18 protein-coding genes are annotated in these 21,760 nt (G+C 71.2%); 5 read left to right on the top strand and 13 right to left on the bottom strand.

Annotation, left to right across the window (positions count from 1 at the left end; genetic code table 11):
- Nucleotide 1: 1 nt before the first annotated feature.
- Nucleotides 2-1,129, bottom strand: a complete 1,128-nt coding sequence (gene recA, locus OG870_RS33460; RefSeq protein WP_266522414.1) for a recombinase RecA — start codon at nucleotides 1,127-1,129, stop codon at nucleotides 2-4.
- A gap of 384 nt (nucleotides 1,130-1,513) precedes the next feature.
- On the opposite strand from recA, the gene OG870_RS33455 reads away from it, so the two are divergent.
- A complete protein-coding gene (locus tag OG870_RS33455) occupies nucleotides 1,514-2,305 on the top strand; it encodes a hypothetical protein (RefSeq protein WP_266843736.1) in 792 nt (263 codons plus the stop codon).
- Between the two features lie 86 nt (nucleotides 2,306-2,391).
- Here OG870_RS33455 and OG870_RS33450 read toward each other — a convergent pair whose 3' ends face one another.
- Together OG870_RS33450 and OG870_RS33445 are read right to left on the bottom strand one after the other, a co-directional pair.
- Nucleotides 2,392-3,693, bottom strand: a complete 1,302-nt coding sequence (locus OG870_RS33450) for an AI-2E family transporter (protein ID WP_266843738.1) — start codon at nucleotides 3,691-3,693, stop codon at nucleotides 2,392-2,394.
- 60 nt (nucleotides 3,694-3,753) lie between these two features.
- Nucleotides 3,754-3,948, bottom strand: a complete 195-nt coding sequence (locus tag OG870_RS33445) for a DUF3046 domain-containing protein (RefSeq protein ID WP_266522404.1) — start codon at nucleotides 3,946-3,948, stop codon at nucleotides 3,754-3,756.
- A gap of 80 nt (nucleotides 3,949-4,028) precedes the next feature.
- Here OG870_RS33445 and OG870_RS33440 point away from each other — a divergent pair, with 80 nt between their 5' ends.
- Nucleotides 4,029-4,973: a hypothetical protein gene (locus OG870_RS33440; RefSeq protein ID WP_266522402.1), complete on the top strand. Its 945-nt coding sequence runs from the start codon at nucleotides 4,029-4,031 to the stop codon at nucleotides 4,971-4,973.
- Between the two features lie 12 nt (nucleotides 4,974-4,985).
- Here OG870_RS33440 and OG870_RS33435 read toward each other — a convergent pair whose 3' ends face one another.
- Genes OG870_RS33435 through OG870_RS33425 form a run of 3 tightly spaced genes read right to left on the bottom strand, consistent with a single transcriptional unit; the run spans nucleotide 4,986 to nucleotide 6,990 of the window.
- On the bottom strand, nucleotides 4,986-5,294 hold the full coding sequence (locus OG870_RS33435) for an AzlD domain-containing protein (protein WP_266590365.1): 309 nt from the start codon (nucleotides 5,292-5,294) through the stop codon (nucleotides 4,986-4,988).
- The gene (locus OG870_RS33430; RefSeq protein WP_266843741.1) at nucleotides 5,291-6,124 is read right to left on the bottom strand and encodes an AzlC family ABC transporter permease; all 834 of its coding nucleotides are present in this window, start codon (nucleotides 6,122-6,124) and stop codon (nucleotides 5,291-5,293) included. Before OG870_RS33430 ends, OG870_RS33435 begins: the two co-directional genes overlap by 4 nt.
- A complete protein-coding gene (locus tag OG870_RS33425; RefSeq protein WP_266843743.1) occupies nucleotides 6,025-6,990 on the bottom strand; it encodes an AraC family transcriptional regulator in 966 nt (321 codons plus the stop codon). Before OG870_RS33425 ends, OG870_RS33430 begins: the two co-directional genes overlap by 100 nt.
- Before the next feature lie 175 nt (nucleotides 6,991-7,165).
- On the opposite strand from OG870_RS33425, the gene OG870_RS33420 reads away from it, so the two are divergent.
- From OG870_RS33420 to OG870_RS33410, 3 genes are all read left to right on the top strand, one after another.
- Complete coding sequence (locus OG870_RS33420; protein ID WP_266843745.1) at nucleotides 7,166-12,256, top strand: ATP-dependent helicase; 5,091 nt, start codon at nucleotides 7,166-7,168, stop codon at nucleotides 12,254-12,256.
- Nucleotides 12,257-12,385: 129 nt separating this feature from the next.
- Nucleotides 12,386-13,222 (top strand): Fpg/Nei family DNA glycosylase, encoded by an 837-nt coding sequence (locus OG870_RS33415; protein ID WP_266522393.1) that lies wholly within the window; start codon nucleotides 12,386-12,388, stop codon nucleotides 13,220-13,222.
- Between the two features lie 32 nt (nucleotides 13,223-13,254).
- Nucleotides 13,255-14,019: an SDR family NAD(P)-dependent oxidoreductase gene (locus tag OG870_RS33410; protein ID WP_266522391.1), complete on the top strand. Its 765-nt coding sequence runs from the start codon at nucleotides 13,255-13,257 to the stop codon at nucleotides 14,017-14,019.
- Here OG870_RS33410 and OG870_RS33405 read toward each other — a convergent pair.
- The 7 genes from OG870_RS33405 to OG870_RS33375 all read right to left on the bottom strand — a co-directional run bounded on the left by OG870_RS33405 (nucleotide 13,967) and on the right by OG870_RS33375 (nucleotide 21,684).
- Complete coding sequence (locus tag OG870_RS33405; RefSeq protein WP_266522389.1) at nucleotides 13,967-14,245, bottom strand: hypothetical protein; 279 nt, start codon at nucleotides 14,243-14,245, stop codon at nucleotides 13,967-13,969. The genes OG870_RS33410 and OG870_RS33405 overlap by 53 nt on opposite strands.
- 255 nt (nucleotides 14,246-14,500) lie before the next feature.
- Nucleotides 14,501-14,875, bottom strand: a complete 375-nt coding sequence (locus OG870_RS33400) for a helix-turn-helix domain-containing protein (protein WP_016432287.1) — start codon at nucleotides 14,873-14,875, stop codon at nucleotides 14,501-14,503.
- Nucleotides 14,876-14,984: 109 nt separating this feature from the next.
- A complete protein-coding gene (locus OG870_RS33395; protein WP_327691784.1) occupies nucleotides 14,985-15,530 on the bottom strand; it encodes a CinA family protein in 546 nt (181 codons plus the stop codon).
- Nucleotides 15,527-16,318 (bottom strand): CDP-diacylglycerol--glycerol-3-phosphate 3-phosphatidyltransferase, encoded by a 792-nt coding sequence (pgsA, locus tag OG870_RS33390; protein WP_266590353.1) that lies wholly within the window; start codon nucleotides 16,316-16,318, stop codon nucleotides 15,527-15,529. Before pgsA ends, OG870_RS33395 begins: the two co-directional genes overlap by 4 nt.
- Nucleotides 16,315-17,802 (bottom strand): 30S ribosomal protein S12 methylthiotransferase RimO, encoded by a 1,488-nt coding sequence (gene rimO / locus OG870_RS33385; protein ID WP_266522381.1) that lies wholly within the window; start codon nucleotides 17,800-17,802, stop codon nucleotides 16,315-16,317. Before rimO ends, pgsA begins: the two co-directional genes overlap by 4 nt.
- Nucleotides 17,803-17,897: 95 nt before the next feature.
- Nucleotides 17,898-18,737 carry a helix-turn-helix domain-containing protein gene (locus tag OG870_RS33380; RefSeq protein ID WP_266590350.1) on the bottom strand — a complete coding sequence of 280 codons (840 nt, stop codon included), beginning with the start codon at nucleotides 18,735-18,737 and terminating at the stop codon, nucleotides 17,898-17,900.
- A 244-nt stretch (nucleotides 18,738-18,981) separates the two neighbouring features.
- Nucleotides 18,982-21,684 (bottom strand): FtsK/SpoIIIE family DNA translocase, encoded by a 2,703-nt coding sequence (locus OG870_RS33375; RefSeq protein WP_266522377.1) that lies wholly within the window; start codon nucleotides 21,682-21,684, stop codon nucleotides 18,982-18,984.
- Between the last annotated feature and the right edge of the window lie 76 nt (nucleotides 21,685-21,760).

Here is a 21,760-nt window from a genome sequence, read left to right as displayed (position 1 = left end):
GTCAGCTCTTTGCAGCCGGTGCCTTGGTCTTGGCGGCCTTGGCCGCCGGTGCGGGCACCGTCTTCGCGGCGTCGTCCGCGGTGGCGGAGACGGCGGCGGCGTCCGCACCCGGCTCGGCGGTGGGCTCTTCGGGCCGCACGCCCACGCCCAGCTTCTCCTTGATCTTCTTCTCGATCTCGTTGGCCAGGTCGGGGTTGTCCTTCAGGAAGTTGCGCGCGTTCTCCTTGCCCTGGCCGAGCTGGTCGCCCTCGTACGTGTACCAGGCTCCGGCCTTGCGGACGAAGCCGTGCTCCACGCCCATGTCGATCAGGCCGCCCTCGCGGCTGATGCCCTGGCCGTAGAGGATGTCGAACTCGGCCTGCTTGAAGGGCGGCGCGACCTTGTTCTTGACGACCTTGACGCGGGTGCGGTTGCCCACCGCGTCCGTGCCGTCCTTCAGGGTCTCGATGCGGCGGATGTCCATACGCACCGAGGCGTAGAACTTCAGTGCCCGGCCACCCGTCGTGGTCTCCGGGGAGCCGAACATCACGCCGATCTTCTCGCGGAGCTGGTTGATGAAGATCGCGGTCGTCTTGGACTGGTTGAGCGCGCTGGTGATCTTCCGGAGCGCCTGGCTCATCAGACGGGCCTGCAGACCGACATGGCTGTCGCCCATCTCGCCCTCGATCTCCGCACGCGGGACGAGCGCGGCGACGGAGTCGATGACGATCAGGTCGAGTGCGCCGGAGCGGACCAGCATGTCCACGATTTCCAGGGCCTGCTCGCCGTTGTCCGGCTGGGACAGGATCAGGTTGTCGATGTCGACGCCGAGCTTCTTCGCGTACTCGGGGTCGAGAGCGTGCTCCGCGTCGATGAAGGCGACCTGGCCGCCGGCCTTCTGCGCGTTCGCCACCGCGTGCAGGGTCAGGGTCGTCTTGCCGGAGGACTCCGGTCCGTACACCTCCACCACGCGGCCGCGCGGGATGCCACCGACGCCGAGCGCGACGTCGAGTGCGGTCGACCCGGTGGGGATGACCTCGATGGGCTCGTTCGGCCGCTCGCCCATGCGCATGACCGCGCCCTTGCCGAATTGCCGTTCAATCTGTGCGAGCGCGGCGTCGAGCGCCTTCTCGCGGTCGGTTCCTGCCATGGGTTCCACCCGGTTTGCTTGAGTCGATCGCTTCACGTCAAAGACGCTAACGCCTGCCACTGACAATGCGCCCCGACGCCCGTCCAGCCTGTGGATAACTCGGGCACTTCTCCGTCAAAACCATGTCGAATTGCCCGCAGAGAGCCTCGCCGGAACTTCCATAAGAATGGATGTTCGATTTTCGTGTCAAGCGCACCACGCGGCACCTCCGAGACTGTGACCGCGCCGAGTTGGGGCCCTGGCCCGAGGCGAGGTCGGGATACTCCCCCTGATGTACGACGGGTGTCTTCTGCCGGACGATGACCGGACCGCGCGGTCACGCAAGCCTGAAGCCATGCAGGTGGAGACCGAGAAGAGCACCCGGCGGACAGGAGCGCAGGCCTGATGACAGCGGAAACGGTGCCTGCGCGACCGTCGGCCCCGACGACGTGGCGGGCCGGACTGCGACCGGCGGAACGCCTCTGTCACACCGTCGGCCTCGTCCTGGTCGTCTCCGGCCTCGTGCACCTGGCGGTGTTCGCCGTCGACGGCGGCCCGTGGGACGGGCCCGTCTCCTGGCGCAAGCCCGTCACCTTCGGGCTGTCCTTCGGGGCGACCCTGATCGCGGTCACCTGGGTCACTTCGTATCTGCGCGTCGGTCCGCGGCTGCGTGCCCTGCTGCTCACCGTCTTCGCCGCCGACTGCGTCGTGGAGGTCGGCGGCATCACCCTTCAGGCCTGGCGCCGGGTGCCCTCGCACCTCGACATGGAGACGTCGTTCGACACCGCGGTGTCGATGACGCTCGCGGTGGGCGGCGGCGTCCTCGTGGTGCTGCTCACCCTGTTCGCCCTCGCCTCGTTCCGGCACCGGCCCTCGGGCCCCGCGGGGATGGCACCGGCGGTACGTTCCGGCTTCGCGATCCTGCTCGTCGCGCTCGCCACGGGCGCCGCGATGATCGCGCGCGGTGTGGTGCTCACCCGCACCGGGCACCAGGAGGCGGCGTACCACTCGACGGCGCCGCTCAAGCCGCTGCACGGGGTCAGCCTGCACGCGGTCCTGGTCCTGCCGTCGCTGGCCTGGCTGCTGTCCCGCACGTCCTGGAGCGAGCAGATCCGGCGGCGGATCGTGGCCGCGGCGATCGGCTGCTACGTCGTCGCCGTCATCGGCGCCGGAGTATGGGCAGTCCTCACGTACTGAGCCGCTTGCGCCTGCCCGTCCGTCCGACCACGCCTCGCGCTCACGCCCGCCCTCCCCGGACTCCGCCGGCCCTCGGGAGGAGCCCTCTACGAATCCGTCGTCCCCCGGGAGGAGCCCTCCCCGGACTCCGGCGGCTCGGTCTGTCCGCCCTGTTCGGTCTCGTCGGCCCCCGGCCGCCGTGCCCACAGCTGTCCCGCGCGCGTGAACAGGCCGCGGCCGGATCCCCCTCTGCGGTGTCCGTGGACACGCGGGTCGTCCGTAACCGCGTACCGCTTCACGTAGGCCCCCAGGAACGCCTGCAGTGTGGCGACCGCAGGGATGGCTATCAGCGCGCCGACGGCGCCGAGGAGCGCCGTGCCGGCGATGACCGAACCGAAGGCGACGGCGGGGTGGATGTCGACGGTCTTCGCCGTCAGCTTGGGCTGCAGCATGTAGTTCTCGAACTGCTGGTAGACCACGACGAAGATCAGCACCCACAGCGCGTACCAGGGATCGACGGTGAAGGCGATCAGCATGGGCAGAGCGCCCGCGAGATACGTGCCGATGGTCGGGATGAACTGGGAGACCAGACCCACCCAGACACCGAGCACGGGCGCGTAGGGCACGCCCAGGATCTGCAGCAGGATGTAGTGCGCCACACCGGAGATGAGCGCCATCAGGCCACGCGAGTAGATGTAGCCGCCGGTCTTGTTGACGGCGATCTCCCACGCGCGCAGCACCTCGGCCTGCCGTGCGGGCGGCAGTACGGAGCAGATCGCGCGCCGCAGCCGGGGGCCGTCGGCAGCGAAGTAGAACGAGAACAGTGTGATCGTCAGCAGCTGGAAGAGGCCGCCGAGTACCTGGGCGGACACGTCCAGAACGCCGGTGGCGCTGTGCTGCACGTAGTTGCGCAGCCAGTCGGAGCGGAGCAGGCCCTCCTGGACGTCCACCCGCTTCAGGTCGGTGTGGAAGTGCGTGTTGATCCAGTGGATGACGGAGTCGAGGTAGTTCGGGAAATCCTCGACGATCTTGATGATCTGGCCCGCGAGCATGGAGCCGAGCAGGATGACGAAGCCCGCCGCCATGATCATCACGGCGAGGAAGACGAGGCCGGTGGCCAGCCCCCTGCGCAGGCCGCGCGAGGCCATCCAACTCACCGCGGGCTCGATGGCGAGGGCCAGGAAGAACGCGATGAGGATGTTGATCAGCAGGCCGGTGAGCTGGTGGAAGGCCCAAGTGCCCAGCTGGAAGGCGGCGTAGAGGGCGAGCACGAGCGCCACGGCGCGCGGCAGCCAGCGCGGCATGTGCCCGCCCCGACCGGCGTCGTCGGCCGGAGGCGGGCCGGGCGGCGTCGTGCCGAACGGGGATGCGTGCTGGGCCGTCTGCCCAGGCTCGTCAGTGGGTGCCACGGACCAAGTCTCACCCACTCGTCTGACAATCAACTACCGTCCAGCGATCTTCGTGACCGATCAGCGCTTCTCACTCGGAACGTCCATGGCTGTGCAGACCACGCGCCACACGTCCTTTGCGTCCCACCCGGAGTCCAGCGCCCCGTGCACCGTTCGACCGCCGAGCTCCGCCATCACGTGGTCGTGCGCGAAGGTGTCGGCGTATCCCGGACCGAAGTGCTCCGCCATCCGCTGCCAGAAGACCGTCAACCGCATGACTCCAGTATCCCGCCCCTGGGGGTGGGCCTGTGCCGGGACCGCTTGCCGAGACCGCTTTCCGCCCTACGGTCTGACGCATGTCCGAAACAGGAGCTTCCCCACTCCCTGCCACGCCCCCGGCACGCTCCCCGCTCTTCCGCGCCGAGCACTTCGTCTGGCTCACCGCGCGCGTACTGGAACAGCGCCTCTTCGCCCACCACTTCCTGAACGGGGGCGCCGACCCGGTGGAAACGGCGCTCGACGCCTACCGCAACGAGGACGGCGGCTACGGCCACGCGCTGGAGCCCGATCTGCGCGGCCCGGTCAGCCAGCCACTGCACACCGCGCACGCGCTGCGTGTCCTGGACTCCATCGGGCGCTGCGGCGGACAGCGTGTGGAACGCGTGTGCCGCTATCTGACGTCCGTCTCCACGGCGGACGGCGCCCTGCCGGCGGTCCACCCCGGCCAGCGTGGCTATCCGGCGGCCCCGTTCATCCCGATCGTGGACGATCCGCCGAGCGAACTCCTCGCCACGGGGCCGGTGGTGGGCCTGCTGCACCGCAACGAGGTGTGGCACGCCTGGCTGTTCAGGGCCACGGACTTCTGCTGGCACACGGTCGAGTCGCTGGAGAAGTCCCACCCCTACGAGATCGAGGCCGCCGTGGCCTTCCTGGACTCCACACCCGACCGCCCACGCGCGGAGGCGGCCGCCGACCGCCTCGGCCGCCTGGTGCGCGACCACCGCCTCGTGGCGCTGGACCCGGACGACCTCGCCGCCTACCCGGTCGCGCCCGGATACGCCCCGGGCGAGCGCCACTTCCCGCACGACTACGCGAAGACGCCTGGCTCCCTCGCGCGCGCGTGGTTCACGGATGCCGAGATGGCACGCTCCCTCGACTTCCTCGCCGACGCGCAGGAGGCGGACGGCGGCTGGCCGGTCAACTGGCGCCAGTGGGCGCCGGGCACGGCTCTGGAGGCACGCCCCATGGTGACCATCGAGGCGCTGCGCACCCTGAGGGCTCACGGACGCCCTGTCGGCTGACCACGGAGGCCGTCAACCTCCCATGGCCCGCACCCCGGCGGTCACCACCACGGCCGCCGCCACGACGAGTAGGAACGGAGCGCGCAGGACCAGCGCCAGAGCCGCCGCGCCAAGCCCCGCGACCCTCGCGTCGAGCACCAGGGCGTGCCCGTCGGCGAAGGTCTGCTGGGCCGTGAGCGCGGCCAGTAGGGCCACCGGCAGCAGCGCGGCCAGACGCCTGACCAGCGGCCTCTCCAGGGCGCCCGCGGGGACGAGCAGTCCGGCGAGCTTGACGACGTAGCAGCCGAGGGCCGTCGCGCCGATCGCGATCCAGGTGTTCAACGGTCCTCCTCTGGTACGTCGTTCTCGCGCGGTATGTCGTTGCGGTGCGCGTCGCCCGGTACGTGGTCCTCGTGCGCGTCGCCCGGTACGTCGTTCCCGCGCGCGTCGTTGTGTGATGTTCCCTTGCGGCGGCCTTCCAGGCAGAGGACGGCGGGCGCCGCGAGCGCAGCCACCAGGACGGGCACTCCGGCGGGCAGCACGGGCAGCAGACCGAGCCCCAGGAGGACTGCGAGGCCGGCGACGGTGCGCTCGGTGGTGGTCTTGAGCATCGGCGCGAGCAGCGCCAGGAAGACGGCGGGGCCTGCCGCGTCGAGGCCCCATGCGTCGGTGTCCCCGATGGCCTTGGCGCCCAGTGCGCCGAGCAGCGTGGTGAGGTTCCACAGCACGTACAGGCTGAGCCCGGTGACGGCGAACCCGATCCGCGTGCTGCGCCGTGTGGGCTGCGCCAGCGCGACCGCGGTCGTCTCGTCGATGACCCACTGGGCGGCGAACGGCCGCACCGCGCGCGGGAGGGCCAGCAACTGGGACAGGCGCAGCCCGTAGAAGGCGTTGCGCACACCCAGGAAGAAGGCGCCCGCCGCTGCCGTGAGCGGGTTGCCCCCGGCCGAGAGCGCCCCCACGAGCGCGAACTGGGACGCTCCGGTGAACACCAGGAGGCTGAGCGCGCAGGTCTGCAGCACCGTGAGCCCGCTGCCGGCCGAGGTCACCCCGAAGGCGAAGCCGGACAGTCCTACGGCGACGCCGACTCCGAGTGCGTCCCGTACGACGACGGCGTCCGGTTTTCCGCCGTCCCCGGGGCGTATGTCCGCGAGTGCTGTCTGTTCTGCCACACGTCCGACGGTAGGAGCAGTCCCCCGCGCGCGTCTTGTACGTTCTTGCGCTCCCGCCGGTACGCGCCCGGGGGCACGCCGACGATCCGGGTGAAGTGGCGGTTCAGGTGCGGCTGATCGGTGAACCCGACGGCGAGGGCCGCCTCGGCGAGCGTCGTACCGGCGTCCAGCAGCCGCCGCGCCTGCCGCACCCGGGCGTCCGTGAGCCAGGTGTGGGGCGGCATCCCGTAGGCGTCCCGGAACGCCCGCAGCAGCGCGAACGGCCTGGTACCGAGATCGGCCGCGAGTCTCTCCAGGGTCGGTGGCTCGACCATGTGCTCCTCGAGCACGGCACGCGCGCGTGCCGCGATCCGGGCTCCTGCCGTCCGGACCTCCCGTTGCGGGAGCGGCCCGCCGTTCAGCCGCAGCAGCCTGGTCACGGCGACCCGCAGCAGCGTGTCGGCGGCCAGCGCGTTGCCGTCCTCGGCGGCACGCAGCACCTGATGCACGAGCACCACGGTGTACGGATCGTCGAGCACCGGGCTGACGAACCCCGGCGTCCCGCGGATGAGAGTGGTCTCGGCGGCGATCGCGCCCACCACGTCGGCCGACGGATACACGGCCCCGTACCGCCACCCCTCAGGCACGCCGGCCCTCCCCGTGTGCGGGGTATCAGGATTGACCAGTGCGAGCGCCCCCGCCCCGGCGTACTGATCGGCCCCGCGGTGATGAAAGACCTCGACCCCGTCCGCGATGGCGGCGATCACGAAGTTCTCGTGCGTGTGCCGCACAAACTCCTTGCGGATGTACCGAGCCCGCAGCAGATCGACCCCGGGCAGCTCGGCGTACTGCCAGTGCCGCGCCAGCTCCTTCCCCGAACTCGCCATGCCTCCATTCTCGGCCCTCACGACGGACGGCTCTCGACCTCACGGCGGCTGGCTCTCGGCCCTCTCAGCAGGCGGCTTCCCACCCCCACGGCGGGCGGCCCTGCTCCAGATCCGATTCGATCCGTCGTCTTCCCAGGTCAGAGCAGTTGTCAGTGGTCGGGTGCAGGATGGACGCATGGTCAGCTCCGCACACCGAGCCCTCGACGGCTTCTCCCCCGCGACCCGCGGCTGGTTCACGGGGGCCTTCTCCGCGCCCACCGCGGCCCAGGCGGGCGCGTGGCAGGCCATCGGTGCGGGGTCGGACGTGCTGGTGGTGGCCCCCACCGGTTCCGGCAAGACTCTGGCCGCGTTCCTCGCCGCCCTGGACCAGCTGGCCTCGACACCCCCGCCGGCCGACCCCCGCAAGCGTTGCCGCGTCCTGTACGTGTCACCGCTCAAGGCCCTCGCGGTCGACGTCGAGCGCAACCTCCGCAGCCCGCTGACCGGCATCCGCCAGGAATCCGTACGCCTGGGGCTGCCCGAGCCCGAGGTGAAGGTGGGCATCCGCTCAGGCGACACCCCGCCCGCCGAGCGCCGCGCCCTGTCCACCCGGCCTCCGGACATTCTGATCACCACCCCGGAGTCCCTTTTCCTGATGCTGACGTCAGCCACGCGCGACGCGCTGACCGGCATCGAGACGGTGATCCTCGACGAGGTGCACGCTGTGGCGGGCACCAAGCGCGGCGCCCATCTCGCGCTCTCCCTGGAGCGGCTGGACGAGATCCTGCCGAAGCCGGCCCGACGCATCGGCCTCTCCGCGACCGTCCGCCCGGTCGACGAGATCGCCCGCTACCTCTCGCCGCGCCGCAAGGTGGAGATCGTCCAGCCGAAGTCGGGCAAGGAGTTCGACCTCTCGGTCGTCGTCCCGGTCGAGGACCTGGGCGAGCTGGGCGGCTCACCGGTCGCCGAGGGATCCGAAGGCGCGGAGCGCCCGTCGATCTGGCCGCACGTCGAGGAGCGGATCGCCGACCTCGTCCAGGCTCACCGCTCCACGATCGTGTTCGCCAACTCCCGCCGCCTCGCGGAGCGCCTGTGCAACAGGCTCAACGAGATCGCGTACGAGCGGGCCACCGGCGAACCCCTGGACGAGCACCACGCACCGGCCGAACTCATGGGCGGCTCCGGAGCGGCGCAGGGCGCGCCGCCCGTCATCGCGCGTGCCCACCACGGCTCGGTCTCGAAGGAGCAGCGCGCCCTCGTCGAGGAGGACCTCAAGGCGGGCCGCCTGCCCGCCGTGGTCGCGACCTCGAGCCTCGAACTGGGCATCGACATGGGGGCGGTCGACCTCGTCGTCCAGGTCGAGTCCCCGCCGTCCGTCGCCTCCGGCCTGCAGCGCGTCGGCCGCGCGGGACACCAGGTGGGCGCGGTCTCCACCGGCGTGGTCTTCCCGAAGTACCGCGGCGACCTCGTCCAGGCGGCCGTGGTCACCGAGCGCATGCGCACCGGTTCCATCGAGTCCCTGAAGGTCCCCACCAACCCCCTGGACGTGCTGGCACAGCAGATCGTGGCGATGACGGCGCTGGACACCTGGCAGGTCGACGACCTTCTCGCCACGGTCCGCCGCGCCGCCCCCTTCGCCTCGCTCCCCGAGTCGGCGTTCACGGCTGTCCTCGACATGCTCGCGGGCCGCTACCCGTCCGACGCGTTCGCCGAGCTGCGCCCGCGCGTGGTGTGGGACCGCGTCGCCGGCACGATCACGGGCCGCCCCGGCGCCCAGCGCCTCGCCGTCACCTCCGGGGGCACCATCCCCGACCGCGGGCTCTTCGGGGTCTTCCTCGCCGGAGCCGACCCCAAGAAGGGCGGCGGCCGGGTCGGCGAGCTGGACGAGGAGATGGTCTACGAGTCACGGGTCGGCGATGTCTTCACGCTCGGCACCAGTTCCTGGCGCATCGAGGACATCACGCGCGACCGCGTCCTGGTCTCCCCCGCGCCGGGCGTGCCGGGCCGACTCCCCTTCTGGAAGGGCGACCAGCTGGGCCGGCCGCTCGAACTGGGCCGCGCGGTGGGCCAGTTCCTGCGCGAGGTGGGCTCGCTGCCCAAGGAGGACGCCCGACTGCGCCTCCTCGCTGCGGGCCTGGACGCCTGGGCCGCGGACAACGTCCTGTCGTATCTGGACGAGCAGCGCGAGGCCTGCGGCCACGTCCCGGACGACCTCACGATCGTCGTCGAGCGCTTCCGTGACGAGCTCGGCGACTGGCGGGTCGTCGTGCACTCCCCCTTCGGCGCCCAGGTGCACGCCCCGTGGGCCCTCGCCCTCGGCGCCAAGCTCTCCGAGCGGTACGGCATGGACGCCCAGGTCATGCACGCCGACGACGGCATCGTCCTGCGCCTGCCCGACGCCGACCTCATGAGCCTGGACCTGCTCGACCAGAAACCGATGAAGGCGGGCACGGAATACGACGCCGACCAGGCGCCCGTGGGCGCTGCTGACGTCGTCTTCGACAAGGGCGAGGTGAACCAGGTCGTCACCGACCAGGTCGGCAGCTCCGCCCTGTTCGCGTCCCGCTTCCGCGAGTGCGCCGCCCGCGCGCTGCTGCTGCCCCGCCGCAACCCGGGCAAGCGCACCCCGCTGTGGCAGCAGCGCCAGCGCGCGTCCCAACTTCTCCAGGTGGCCAGCGAGTTCGGCTCGTTCCCGATCGTCCTGGAGGCGGTCCGCGAGTGCCTCCAGGACGTCTTCGACGTACCCGGGCTGGTCGAGCTGATGGGCGACCTGGAGTCCCGCAAGGTGCGCCTGGTCGAGGTCACCACTCCCGAGCCCTCCCCCTTCGCCCGCTCCCTCCTCTTCGGATACGTCGCCCAGTTCCTGTACGAGGGGGACTCGCCGCTCGCCGAGCGCCGCGCCGCCGCGCTCTCCCTGGACTCGCGGCTGCTGGCCGAGCTGCTGGGCCAGGCGGAGCTGCGGGAGCTGCTCGACGCCGAAGTGCTGACCGAGCTGGAGCGTGAGCTCCAGTGGCTCACCGAGGACCGGCGCGTCAAGGACGCCGAGGGAGTCGCCGACCTTCTGCGCCTGCTCGGCCCCCTGACCGACGCCGAGCTGGTCGAGCGAGGCGCCGAGCCCCCGTGGGCGCAGGAGCTGGCCCGCGCCCGCCGCGCGATCAAGGTCCGTGTCGCCGGCGCCGACCACTGGGCGGCGATCGAGGATGCGGGCCGCCTGCGCGACGCCCTCGGCACAGCCCTGCCGGTCGGCGTCCCGGAGGCCTTCACGGAACCGGTGAAGGATCCGCTCGGCGACCTCCTCGCCCGTTACGCACGCACCCACGGCCCCTTCACGTCGACCACCGCGGCTGCCCGCTTCGGCCTGGGCGTGGCGGTCACCGAGGGCGCGCTGCAGCGCCTCGCCGCGAACGGCCGTGTCGTACAAGGGGAGTTCCACCCGGCGGGCATCGGCCAGGAGTGGTGCGACGCGGCCGTGCTGCGCCGTCTGCGTCGCCGTTCCCTTGCCGCGCTGCGGCACGAGCTGGAGCCGGTGGCGCCGGCCGCGCTCGCCCAGTTCCTCCCGCAGTGGCAGCACATCGGCAAGGGGCATGGGCTGCGCGGCATCGACGGACTGGTGCGTGCAGTAGAGCAGTTGCAGGGGGCGTCCGTGCCCGCGTCGGCCCTGGAGAAGCTGGTCCTGCCGTCCCGTGTCGCCAACTACACGCCCGCGATGCTCGACGAACTCACCGCCGCCGGAGAAATCGTCTGGGCGGGCGCGGGGGCCCTCCCCGGCAAGGACGGCTGGGTCTCCCTGTACCTGGCGGACGCGGCTCCCCTGCTCCTGCCCCCACCGCACCCCCTGGAGCTGACGGCGCTGCACCAGTCCGTCCTGGACGCCCTCTCCGGGGGCTACGGCCTGTTCTTCCGCCAGATCACCGACCAGGTCCGCGCGACCACCCACCCCGACGTCACCGATCCCCAACTGGCCGACACCGTCTGGGACCTGGCCTGGTCCGGACACCTCACGAACGACACGCTGACCCCCATGCGCTCGCTCCTGGGCTCGGGCCGCACCGCCGGCTCCACAGCCCACCGCGCCAAGCGCAGCGTCCCGCGCGGGCGTTACGGCTCCCTCACCGCCGCCGCGCGCCCCGCCTCCCGCAGCGGGCCACCGACCGTGGCCGGCCGCTGGTCCCTGCTCCCACCACGCGAAGCGGACCCGACGGTGCGCGCACACGCCGTCGCCCGCACCCTCCTCGACCGGCACGGCGTGGTCACCCGGGGAGCCGTCTCCGCGGAGGGCATCGAGGGCGGCTTCTCGGCGACGTACCGCATACTGTCCGCGTTCGAGGAGAGCGGCCAGGCTCGGCGTGGCTATGTGGTGGAGGGGCTCGGCGCGGCACAGTTCGCGATGGACGGCGCGGTGGACCGACTGCGCGCGGTGTCGAACGCCCGCGACCGCGGCGAAGCCTTGCCACAGCCGTTCGCCGACGGCGCCCCGGGCGCCTTTCCTGCCGCCCCCTTCGGCTCGCCCCACGCCTTCACCGCTCCCGGCGACCACACCGCCGATGCCGACCCGCCCCACGGCCACACGCCTCACGACCCGTACGACCCGAACGATCCCGGCACCTTCGACTGGACCGCCGGCTTCGAATCGGCGGACGGCTCCACCCCGACCGGCGACATCCCGTCCGGCGGCACCCCGCCCGACGACGCTGCCCGCCGCAGCGGGCCCGGGTTCGAGCTCACCGGCTTCACCGACGACTCCGGCTTCCCCCCGGCCCCCGGCTCGCGCGACGAGTACATCTCACCTCGCGACTACCCCGCCCCCGGCGCCGGCGGCCCCCGCGGCGGCCCGGGCTCCGCCCCCGGCTCCTACGGCTCCGCCTTTCCCGGCCACCGCCCCCGCCCCGCCCCCGAGTCCCGGGCCGTCGTCCTGGCCGCCGCCGACCCGGCGAACGCGTACGGCGCGGCGCTCCCCTGGCCGGAACCCCCGACCGGCGCGGGGCACAAGCCGGGCCGTAAGGCGGGCTCCCTGGTGGTGCTGGTCGACGGCGAGCTGACGCTCTACATGGAGCGCGGCGGCAAGACGCTGCTCGCCTGGCCCACCGACCCGGACAGCGCCCCGGCGGACGATCCGCGCCTGCAAGCAGCCGCCCAGGCCCTGTCCACGGCGGCCCGGGCGGGCTCCCTCGGCACGGTCACGGTGGAGCGGGTCAACGGCGTCTCGGCCCTGACGTCCCCCATCGGCGCCCTCCTGGAAGGAGCAGGCTTCATCGCGACCCCCCGCGGCCTACGGCTGCGCGCATGAGCCCGCTTCGCACGCGACTACGAGGACACCACGCCGAGCCAGGCCCACTCCTGCCGGTAGTCGACCTCAGTAGCCGACCCTGGTAGTCGACCCCGGCGGTACGCCTCCCGCACGTGCCACCCTTGACCCATGCCCGAAGGAGACACGGTCTGGCAGACGGCGCGACGCCTGCACGATGCCCTCGCGGGCAAGGTGCTGACCCGAAGCGACCTCCGGGTGCCCAAGTACGCCACGGCCGACCTCACCGGCCGTACCGTCCTCGACGTCACCCCGCGCGGCAAGCACCTCCTGACCCGCATCGAGGGCGGCCTGACGCTCCACTCGCACCTGAGGATGGACGGCTCCTGGAAGGTGTTCGCGAACGGCCGGCGCTGGACCGGCGGCCCCTCCCACCAGATCCGAGTGATCCTGGGCAACGCGGACCGCACTGCCGTCGGCTACCGCCTCCCCGTCCTCGAAATCCTCCGCACCTCCGACGAACAGCGCGCCGTCGGCCACCTCGGACCCGACCTCCTCGGCCCGGACTGGGACCCCGAACAGGCGCTCGCCAACCTCCTCGCCGACCCCGCCCGCCCCCTCGGCGAGGCCCTGCTGGACCAGCGCAACCTCGCCGGCATCGGCAATGTCTACAAGAGCGAGCTCTGCTTCCTGCTAGGCGCCACCCCCTGGCTCCCCGTCGGCGCACTGCCCGCCGACCGCGCCGCGAAGCTCCCGGAACTCGCCAAGAGGCTCCTGGAGGCCAACCGCGACCGCCCGGTCCGCACGACGACGGGCCGCCGCGGCCAGGACCTCTTCGTGTACGGCCGGGCTCCCCGCCCCTGCCTGCGCTGCCACGCCTCCGTCCGCGTGGCCGACCAGGGCGACGGCTCCCGCGAGCGCCCCACCTACTGGTGCCCGAACTGCCAGACGGGCCCGACACCGAGCACCACCCGACCCCGCGGAACTCCACACCGTACGACTAATTGACGATCCGTCAGAAACCCTCGTACCGTCCCCTCATGCCCGTCAAGGCGTACGAACTCACCGGACGCACCGCATTCGTCACCGGAGCCGCCGGCGGTATCGGCCGCGCCTCGGCCGTGCTGCTCGCCGAAGCGGGCGCCACCGTCCACTGCGCCGACCGCGACGAGGACGGCCTGCACGAGACGGCGGCCCTGATCAAGGACGGTGGCGGCACCGCCCACACCCACCGGCTCGACGTGACCGACCGGGCGCAGCTCAGCCGGGCCGTGGAGTCCTGCGAGCGCCTGGACGTGATGGCCGCGATCGCCGGGATCATGCACAGCAGCCCGGTCCTGGAGACCCGGGACGAGGACCTCGACCAGGTCCTGAGCGTCAATTTCAAGGGGGTGCTGTACGCCTGCCAGGAGGCCGCCCGGCTGATGCTCGACCGGCAGACCGGCGGCAGCATCATCACCATGGCCTCAAGTGCCGTCGACACCGGCCGTCCCGGCCTGCTCTGCTACGGCGCGGCCAAGGCGGCGGTCGTCCAGCTGACCAAGACGCTGGCGAACGAGATGGGCCGGCACGGGATCCGGGTCAACTCGGTCGCGCCGGGCTGGATCCGCACGCCCATGACCGACCGCCACGAGGCCGAGGCACAGGACCGGACCGAGGCACTGATGGCCCGCATGTCGCCGCTGGGCCGGGTCGGCGAACCGGAGGACGTCGCCCACACCGTGCTGTACCTGGCCTCGGACGCGTCGGCCTTCACAACGGGCCAGATCCTGCGTCCCAACGGCGGGGTGGCGATGCCGTGGTAGCCCTGGCCGCCCGCCAGGCACCCCGCCATCGCCCCGCCCCGACGGCTCCCGCCGCCCGCGCCTTCGGCACACAGTGCACCGGCAGGAGGCTCACCCCCCACCCGCCGGCCGCGACCGCCCCCTCCACCGCCCCGGCACCGGGCGCGAAGGCCAGGCGCAGCACCGCCCACCACCACAGCATCCCGAGCCCGAGAGCCGCCCCCCGGCGTACTGTCGGCCGTGCCATGGACGCCACCTCCAGCCCCGACGCTAGACCGCGGCCGTCACCCACTGGGAGGGCGCACCGACGGCACACGGGCGCACCGCACCGCAGGCATCCACCATGACCGCCCCGGGCCACACCGGCAAACGGACCCGGTCGGCCGCGGCAGGCACCCCGGGAACACGAAAACCCCGACCGCACCTCTCCAGTTCTCCCTGGAGAAGCCCCGGCCGGGGCTTTGCACGTGCACGTCGGTTCACGCAGTCACGCGCGTGAATGTCACGCGGCGACCACGTCCACCGCCTCGGCGGGCGCCTTGATGGTCACCCGTTCCGGTGGCACACCGGTCACCGATACGGAACCCAGCATCGGACGAACCGGCGCGGGCACAGACTCGGTGGCCGCAGCAGACTGGGCCAGCTCGGCGAGAGCGAGCTCGTCGCTCACTTCCCGCATGAGCTCGGACATCCGTACGTCCAGCGCGTCGCAGATGGCGGAGAGCAGCTCGGAGGAAGCCTCCTTCTGCCCCCGCTCCACCTCGGAGAGATAGCCGAGTGAGACTCGGGCGGACGAGGAGACTTCGCGCAGAGTACGGCCCTGGCGCTGGCGCTGCCGACGCAGCACGTCACCCAGCAGGCGACGGAGCAGAATCATCGGTGGCTCCCTCCTCGGACCGCGTAGCCGCATCCTTCACGCCCCACCGTACCGCCTCGCGCTGCGGCCGTGCGGGGAGCGATGTCGTGTTCACTCAGGGCTGCAAACATCAAAACCCCCCGTTCTGTTCCGTATCCTGTGCCAGCTCATTTCCGGTCTGTTCGCTCGCGAACTCCTCAAGGAGCAGTGCGAGTACGCTCCGTACACTCTCCATACGAATTTCCGCACGGTCGCCGTTCAACCGCAGGGCCGCTACTTTTCCGCCACCGGCAGAACCGGAATCCGCGGCAAAGGGGCCGTCCACGGCCACGAAGACCGTCCCCACAGGCTGTCCGTCCTGCGGTTCCGGGCCGGCGACGCCGGTCGTCGCGAGACCCCAGTCGGCGCCGAGCGCCTTGCGCACACCGACCGCCATCTGGGCCGCGACCTGCGCATCCACCGCTCCGCGCTGTTGCAGCAGGGCGGCATCGACACCGAGCAGCCGGTGCTTCAGCTCGGTGGCGTAGGCGGTCACCGAGCCGCGGAAGACCTTGGACGCCCCGGGGACGGATGTGATGTCCGCCGCAACCAGTCCACCGGTGAGCGACTCGGCGACGGCCAGGGTCTCGCCCCTCACCGTCAGTAGTCGCACGAGTTCGGCGGCTGCGGAATTCACGCTTCCGTCTCCTCCAGAGCGGCCTTGCGCTCGGCGATGCCCTGCCTGCGCAGCACAATGGCCTGTCTTACGTAGTCGAGTCCGGTCACCACGGTCAGAACGACGGCCGCTGCCATCACCCACCACCTCAGGGTGGCCAGCCAGCCCGTCAGCGCCAGCACGTACATCCCGACCGCCACGCCCTGCGTGAGCGTCTTGATCTTGCCGCCGCGGCTCGCCGGGATGACGCCGTACCGGATGACCAGGAAACGCAGCAGCGTGATGCCGAGTTCCCGGCCGAGGATGACGATGGTCACCCACCACGGCAGATCGCCCAGCGAGGAGAGACAGATCAGCGCCGCTCCCATGATCGCCTTGTCGGCGATGGGGTCGGCGATCTTCCCGAAGTCGGTGACGAGGTCGTAGGCGCGCGCCAGATGTCCGTCGAACAGGTCGGTGATCATGGCGATGGCGAAGGCGGCCCAGGCGAGCGAGCGCCATGCCGGGTCGTACCCGCCGTCGGCCAGCATCAGCGCGACGAAGCCGGGCACCAGGAGCAGCCGGAGCATGGTGAGCAGGTTGGCGATGTTCCAGACGCTGGCCTGGTTGACGGCCGCGGCCACGACCTTTCCGCCCCGCGCCGACTTCCCGCCGTCGGGCGTCACGTCGGACGCGTCCGACGCCTCGGCGGAAACGGCACCGGACACAGCGCCGGAGACGACACCGGGGGCTCCGCCCGAAGCCGCGCTCGCGGGTGCGCCCTGTGCGCCGGAGGAGCCGTTCGCCGCCGATGCCGGTACTCCGGTCATCTGCCCGCCTCCTCACTACACCCGAGCGAGCCCGCCAGCGGCTCGGCCACCAGGTCGACACCTTCCGTGCCGACCACCTTCGCCTCGACCATACGGCCGACGCTCAGACCTTCGCCGCTCGTGAGCAGCACCTGGCCGTCCGTCTCCGGTGCCTGATGCGCGCCGCGGCCGTACACACCCTCGTCGTCCACGGACTCCACGAGGACGTGCAGGGTCTCGCCGACGCGTTCCTCGGCACGCTGCGAGACGAGCTCCTCCGCCAGCCGGGAGACACGTGCCAGCCGCTCGGCCACGACGTCCTCGTCCAGCTTGTTCTCGTACGTCGCCGCCTCCGTGCCCTCCTCGTCGGAGTAGCCGAAGACGCCGATGGCATCCAGCCGCGCGCCGTTCAGGAACCGCTCCAGCTCCGCCAGGTCGTCCGCGCTCTCGCCCGGGAAGCCCACGATGAAGTTGGAGCGCACGCCCGCCTGGGGGGCCTTGCTCCGGATGGTGTCGAGCAGCTCCAGGAAGCGGTCGGTGTCGCCGAAGCGGCGCATGGCACGCAGCACACCGGGGGCGGAGTGCTGGAAGGACAGGTCGAAGTACGGGGCGATCTTCGGCGTCGAGGTCAGGACGTCGATCAGCCCGGGGCGCATCTCGGCCGGCTGGAGGTAGCTGACGCGTACGCGCTCGAGGCCGTCGACCTCCGCGAGTTCCGGCAGGAGCGACTCCAGCAGGCGGATGTCGCCCAGGTCCTTGCCGTATGAGGTGTTGTTCTCGGAGACCAGCATGATCTCCTTGACGCCCTGCTCGGCCAGCCACCGCGTCTCGTTCAGCACGTCGCTGGGGCGGCGGGAGATGAAGGAGCCGCGGAAGGACGGGATGGCGCAGAAGGAGCAGCGCCGGTCACAGCCGGAGGCGAGCTTCACCGAGGCGACCGGGGCGCCGTCCAGCCGGCGGCGCAGGGGCGCGCGGGGACCGGAGGCGGGAGCGAGGCCTTCGGGAAGATCGGCGGGAGCCACCGGCGCGGCCGGCCCGTGTCCCGGGAGGGCGACGTCGGCCGCGGACCCCTGCCGCTCGGCGGGGCTGATCGGCAGCAGCTTGCGCCGGTCGCGCGGGGTGTGCGAGGCGTGGACACCGCCGCTCAGGATGGTCTGCAGACGGTCGGAGATGTCCGAGTAGTCGTCGAAGCCGAGCACGCCGTCCGCCTCGGGGAGGGCCTCGGCGAGTTCCTTGCCGTAGCGCTCGGCCATGCAGCCCACCGCCACGACGGCCTGGGTTCTGCCATGACCCTTGAGGTCGTTGGCCTCCAGGAGGGCGTCGACGGAGTCCTTCTTGGCGGCTTCCACGAAGCCACAGGTGTTGACGACGGCGACATCCGCTTGTGCGGCGTCCTCCACGAGGTCCCAGCCGTCCGCCTCCAAGCGGCCTGCGAGCTCCTCCGAGTCCACCTCGTTACGGGCGCAGCCAAGGGTGACGAGTGCGACGGTACGGCGTTCAGGCATGCGCTCAAGACTACTTTGTCTCACTGACAGCCCATGTCGACGGGGTTGGCCCTGGCAGGCCAACCCCGTCCGTCCCCGTCCGTGCCCACATCCGGTCAGCCGACCTGGGGGTCGCCCTTCGTATACGTCAGGCGCTCCACCGCGCCCTGCTGGAAGTCGTCCTCGATCTTCTTGCCGTTGACGTAGAGCTGGATCGCGCCTGCGTCACCGAGGACGAGGTTGATCTTCTCGCTGTCCTGGAAGGTCTTGGAGTCGCCCTGCTTGAGGAGTCCGTCGAACAGGAGCCGGCCGTTGTGGTCCTTGGCCGAGATCCAGCTGCGTCCGTCGGCGGCGCTCACCTGGACGGTCACCTTGTCCTGGGGAGCGGCCGCGATGGCGCTGTCCGAGGGGTCGGACTTGGGGTTGTCGGTCTTGCTGTTCTTGGGAGTGGGCGAGGCGGCCTTGCTGGTCGTGGGTGTGGATCCCTCGGCGACCTGCGACTTCGCTCCACCGTCGTCGCCGCCCTTGAAGGCGGTGAACCCGACGAAGCCGACCACGGCGACGATCGCGGCGACCATGGCCGCGGTCCAGTTGGGTCCACGCCGCTCGGGGCGGATGCGTTCCGCCTCGAAGAGGGGGGCTGCCGGCGTCGGGGCCGGGCGGCCGCCGTGCTCGGCGTCGTACTGCGCGATCAGCGGGGCCGGATCGAGGTGGACAGCCTTGGCCAGGGTCCTGATGTGGCCCCGGGCGTAGACGTCGCCGCCACAGGGGGCGAAGTCGTCCGCCTCGATGGCGTGCACGATGGCGATGCGGACCCGGGTGGCGTTGGTGACGTCGTCGACGGTCAGCCCGGCCGCGATCCGCGCCTGCCGCAGGGCATGGCCGACGGAGAAGCGGGCTTCCTCGCGATCGTCTTCGAACGGACGCTCGTCTTCAGGGGAGTTGCCGATGGACACGGGGGCGCCTTTCGAGCGTTAAGCCACCTGTGCTGGAGGTTCAGTCTATGGGGGGTACAAATGGGTGGGGCAACCGGGCGGCGGGACTTTGTAGCCCATCGGAATGGCCGGACACGCCGATGATGGGGTATGCGCTTGTCGCTTCCCTCAACTTGACGTACGCCGAAGGGAAACGGTTGCTCAATGATCCCTTACGGGTGAGTCACGATCGGGCATCGCTCGCCGCACCCGTTCAGGCTCTCTCTCAAGCCTCCCCGCGGATCACCGCGAGCACGCCGTCCAGCTCGTCAGCCTTCACAAGAACGTCACGAGCCTTGGACCCCTCGCTCGGCCCGACGATGCCCCTGGACTCCATGAGGTCCATGAGCCGGCCGGCCTTGGCGAAGCCGACGCGCAGCTTGCGCTGGAGCATGGACGTCGACCCGAACTGTGTGGAGACCACCAGCTCGGCCGCCTGGCACAGCAAGTCGAGGTCGTCGCCGATCTCCTCGTCGATCTCCTTCTTCTGCTTCGTGCCCACGGTGACGTCGTCCCGGAAGACGGGCGCCATCTGGTCCTTGCAGTGCTGGACGACGGAGGCGACCTCGTCCTCGGTCACGAAAGCGCCCTGCATACGGGTGGGCTTGTTCTGACCCATCGGCAGATACAGCCCGTCACCCTTGCCGATCAGCTTCTCGGCACCGGGCTGGTCGAGGATGACGCGGCTGTCGGCGAGCGAGGAGGTGGCGAAGGCGAGCCGCGAGGGCACGTTCGCCTTGATCAGACCGGTCACCACGTCGACCGACGGCCGCTGCGTGGCGAGCACGAGGTGAATGCCGGCCGCGCGCGCGAGCTGCGTGATGCGCACGATCGAGTCCTCGACGTCGCGCGGGGCGACCATCATCAGGTCGGCGAGCTCGTCGACGATCACCAGCAGGTACGGGTACGGCTGCAGCTCCCGCTCACTGCCCTCCGGCGACTTCACCTTGCCGTTGCGCACGGCCTCGTTGAAGTCGTCGATGTGCCGGTAGCCGTACGCCGCCAGGTCGTCGTACCGGAGGTCCATCTCCCGTACGACCCACTGGAGCGCCTCGGCGGCCCGCTTCGGGTTGGTGATGATCGGCGTGATCAGGTGCGGGATGCCCTCGTACGCGGTCAGCTCGACCCGCTTGGGGTCGACCAGGACCATGCGGACGTCCTCGGGAGTCGCGCGGACCATGATCGACGTGATCAGGCAGTTGATGCACGACGACTTGCCGGAGCCGGTGGCACCGGCCACCAGGACGTGCGGCATCTTCGCGAGGTTGGCCATCACATAGCCGCCCTCGACGTCCTTGCCGAGCGCGACCAGCATCGGGTGCTCGTCCTCGGCGGCCGCCGCCAGGCGCAGCACGTCGCCGAGGTTGACCATCTCGCGGTCGGTGTTGGGGATTTCGATGCCGACCGCGGACTTGCCGGGGATCGGGCTGATGATCCGCACGTCCGGGCTGGCGACGGCGTACGCGATGTTCTTCGTCAGCGCGGTGATCCGCTCGACCTTCACCGCGGGGCCGAGCTCGACCTCGTAGCGCGTGACCGTCGGCCCGCGCGTGAAGCCGGTGACGGCGGCGTCGACCTTGAACTCGGAGAAGACGTTCGTGAGTGAGGCGACCACCGCGTCGTTGGCGGCGCTGCGCGCCTTGCCGGGGCCCCCGCGCGTGAGGAGGTCGAGCGAAGGCAGGGAGTAGGTGATGTCTCCGGAGAGCTGGAGCTGCTCGGCACGCGGCGGCAGGTCGTTGACCTGCTCGGGCGCGGCCTTGGTGAGGTCCATGACCTCACCCTTCAGCTTCTCCTGCTTGGGGCGCGCCGCCGGGACGGACCTCGGAACGGGTGTCGGAGTGGTGTCCTCGCGATCCCCGACCCGCACCCCCTGGGTGAGGTCGGCGACGACCGGCGAGGGCGGCATCCCGTGCATGACGGCGCCGTCGAGCGCGGCGGCGGCCGCCGCGGCGACGTCCACGGCGTCCATCTGACGCGCCATGTCCGGCTGCGGCACCGCGGAACGCCTGGGGCGGCCGCGACGCTTGGAGAGCGCCTCCTGCTCGGCGCCGTCGGGGTCGTAGGCCTCCGGGGCCGGTCCACGCCTGCGCGGGCGCGCGGGCAGCGCCTCGCGCCACTGGTCGTCGTAGCGCTGCTCGTCGTCCGAGAGATCGTCGTCCTCCGGGTCGTGGAGGATGCCGAGCTTCACGCCCAGCAGCCGCAGCCGCTGCGGGATGGCGTTGACCGGAGTGGCCGTGACGACGAGCAGACCGAAGATCGTCAGCAGCACGAGCAGCGGTACGGCGAGCATCTCGCCCATCGTGTACGTCAGCGGGGTGGCCGTGGCCCAGCCGATGAGACCGCCGGCGTCCCTTATGGCCTGCATGCCGTCACTGCGGGCGGGCGCGCCGCACGCGATGTGGACCTGGCCGAGCACGCCGATGACGAGCGCGGACAGACCGATCACGATGCGGCCGTTGGCCTCGGGCTGCTCGGGGTGGCGGATGAAGCGGACGGCGATGACCGCGAGCAGTATCGGCACGAGCAGGTCGAGGCGGCCGAAGGCACCGGTCACCAGGATCTCGACGAGGTCACCTACGGGGCCGCGCAGATCGGCCCAGGTGCCCGCGGCGACGATCAGCGCGATGCCGAACAGCAACAGGGCGACGCCGTCCTTGCGATGTGCGGGGTCGAGGTTCTTGGCGCCGTTCCCTATGCCGCGGAACACGGCGCCCACGGCGTGCGCGACGCCCAACCAGAGGGCGCGCACAAGCTTGTAGATGCCGCCGGTCGGGTTCGGTGCCGGCTTCGGCGGCGGCGCCGACTTCCTCGCCGCGGCTTTCCTGGCGGGCGCCTTCTTCGCCGGGGCCTTCTTCGCAGCAGCCTTCTTCGCCGGAGCCGCCGCCTTCTTCGCGGGCTGCTTCTTGGCAGCGGAGGGACGTGAGGCCATGGATGTGAGGTTACCGGTGGAGAAGGCAACGGACACGTGTGCCCACTGCTTCACCCGTTCGTGTCGCCCTGGAACG

Source organism: Streptomyces sp. NBC_00461 (assembly GCF_036013935.1).
Taxonomy (GTDB): domain Bacteria; phylum Actinomycetota; class Actinomycetes; order Streptomycetales; family Streptomycetaceae; genus Streptomyces.
This window is presented reverse-complemented; position numbering and strand designations above follow the sequence as displayed.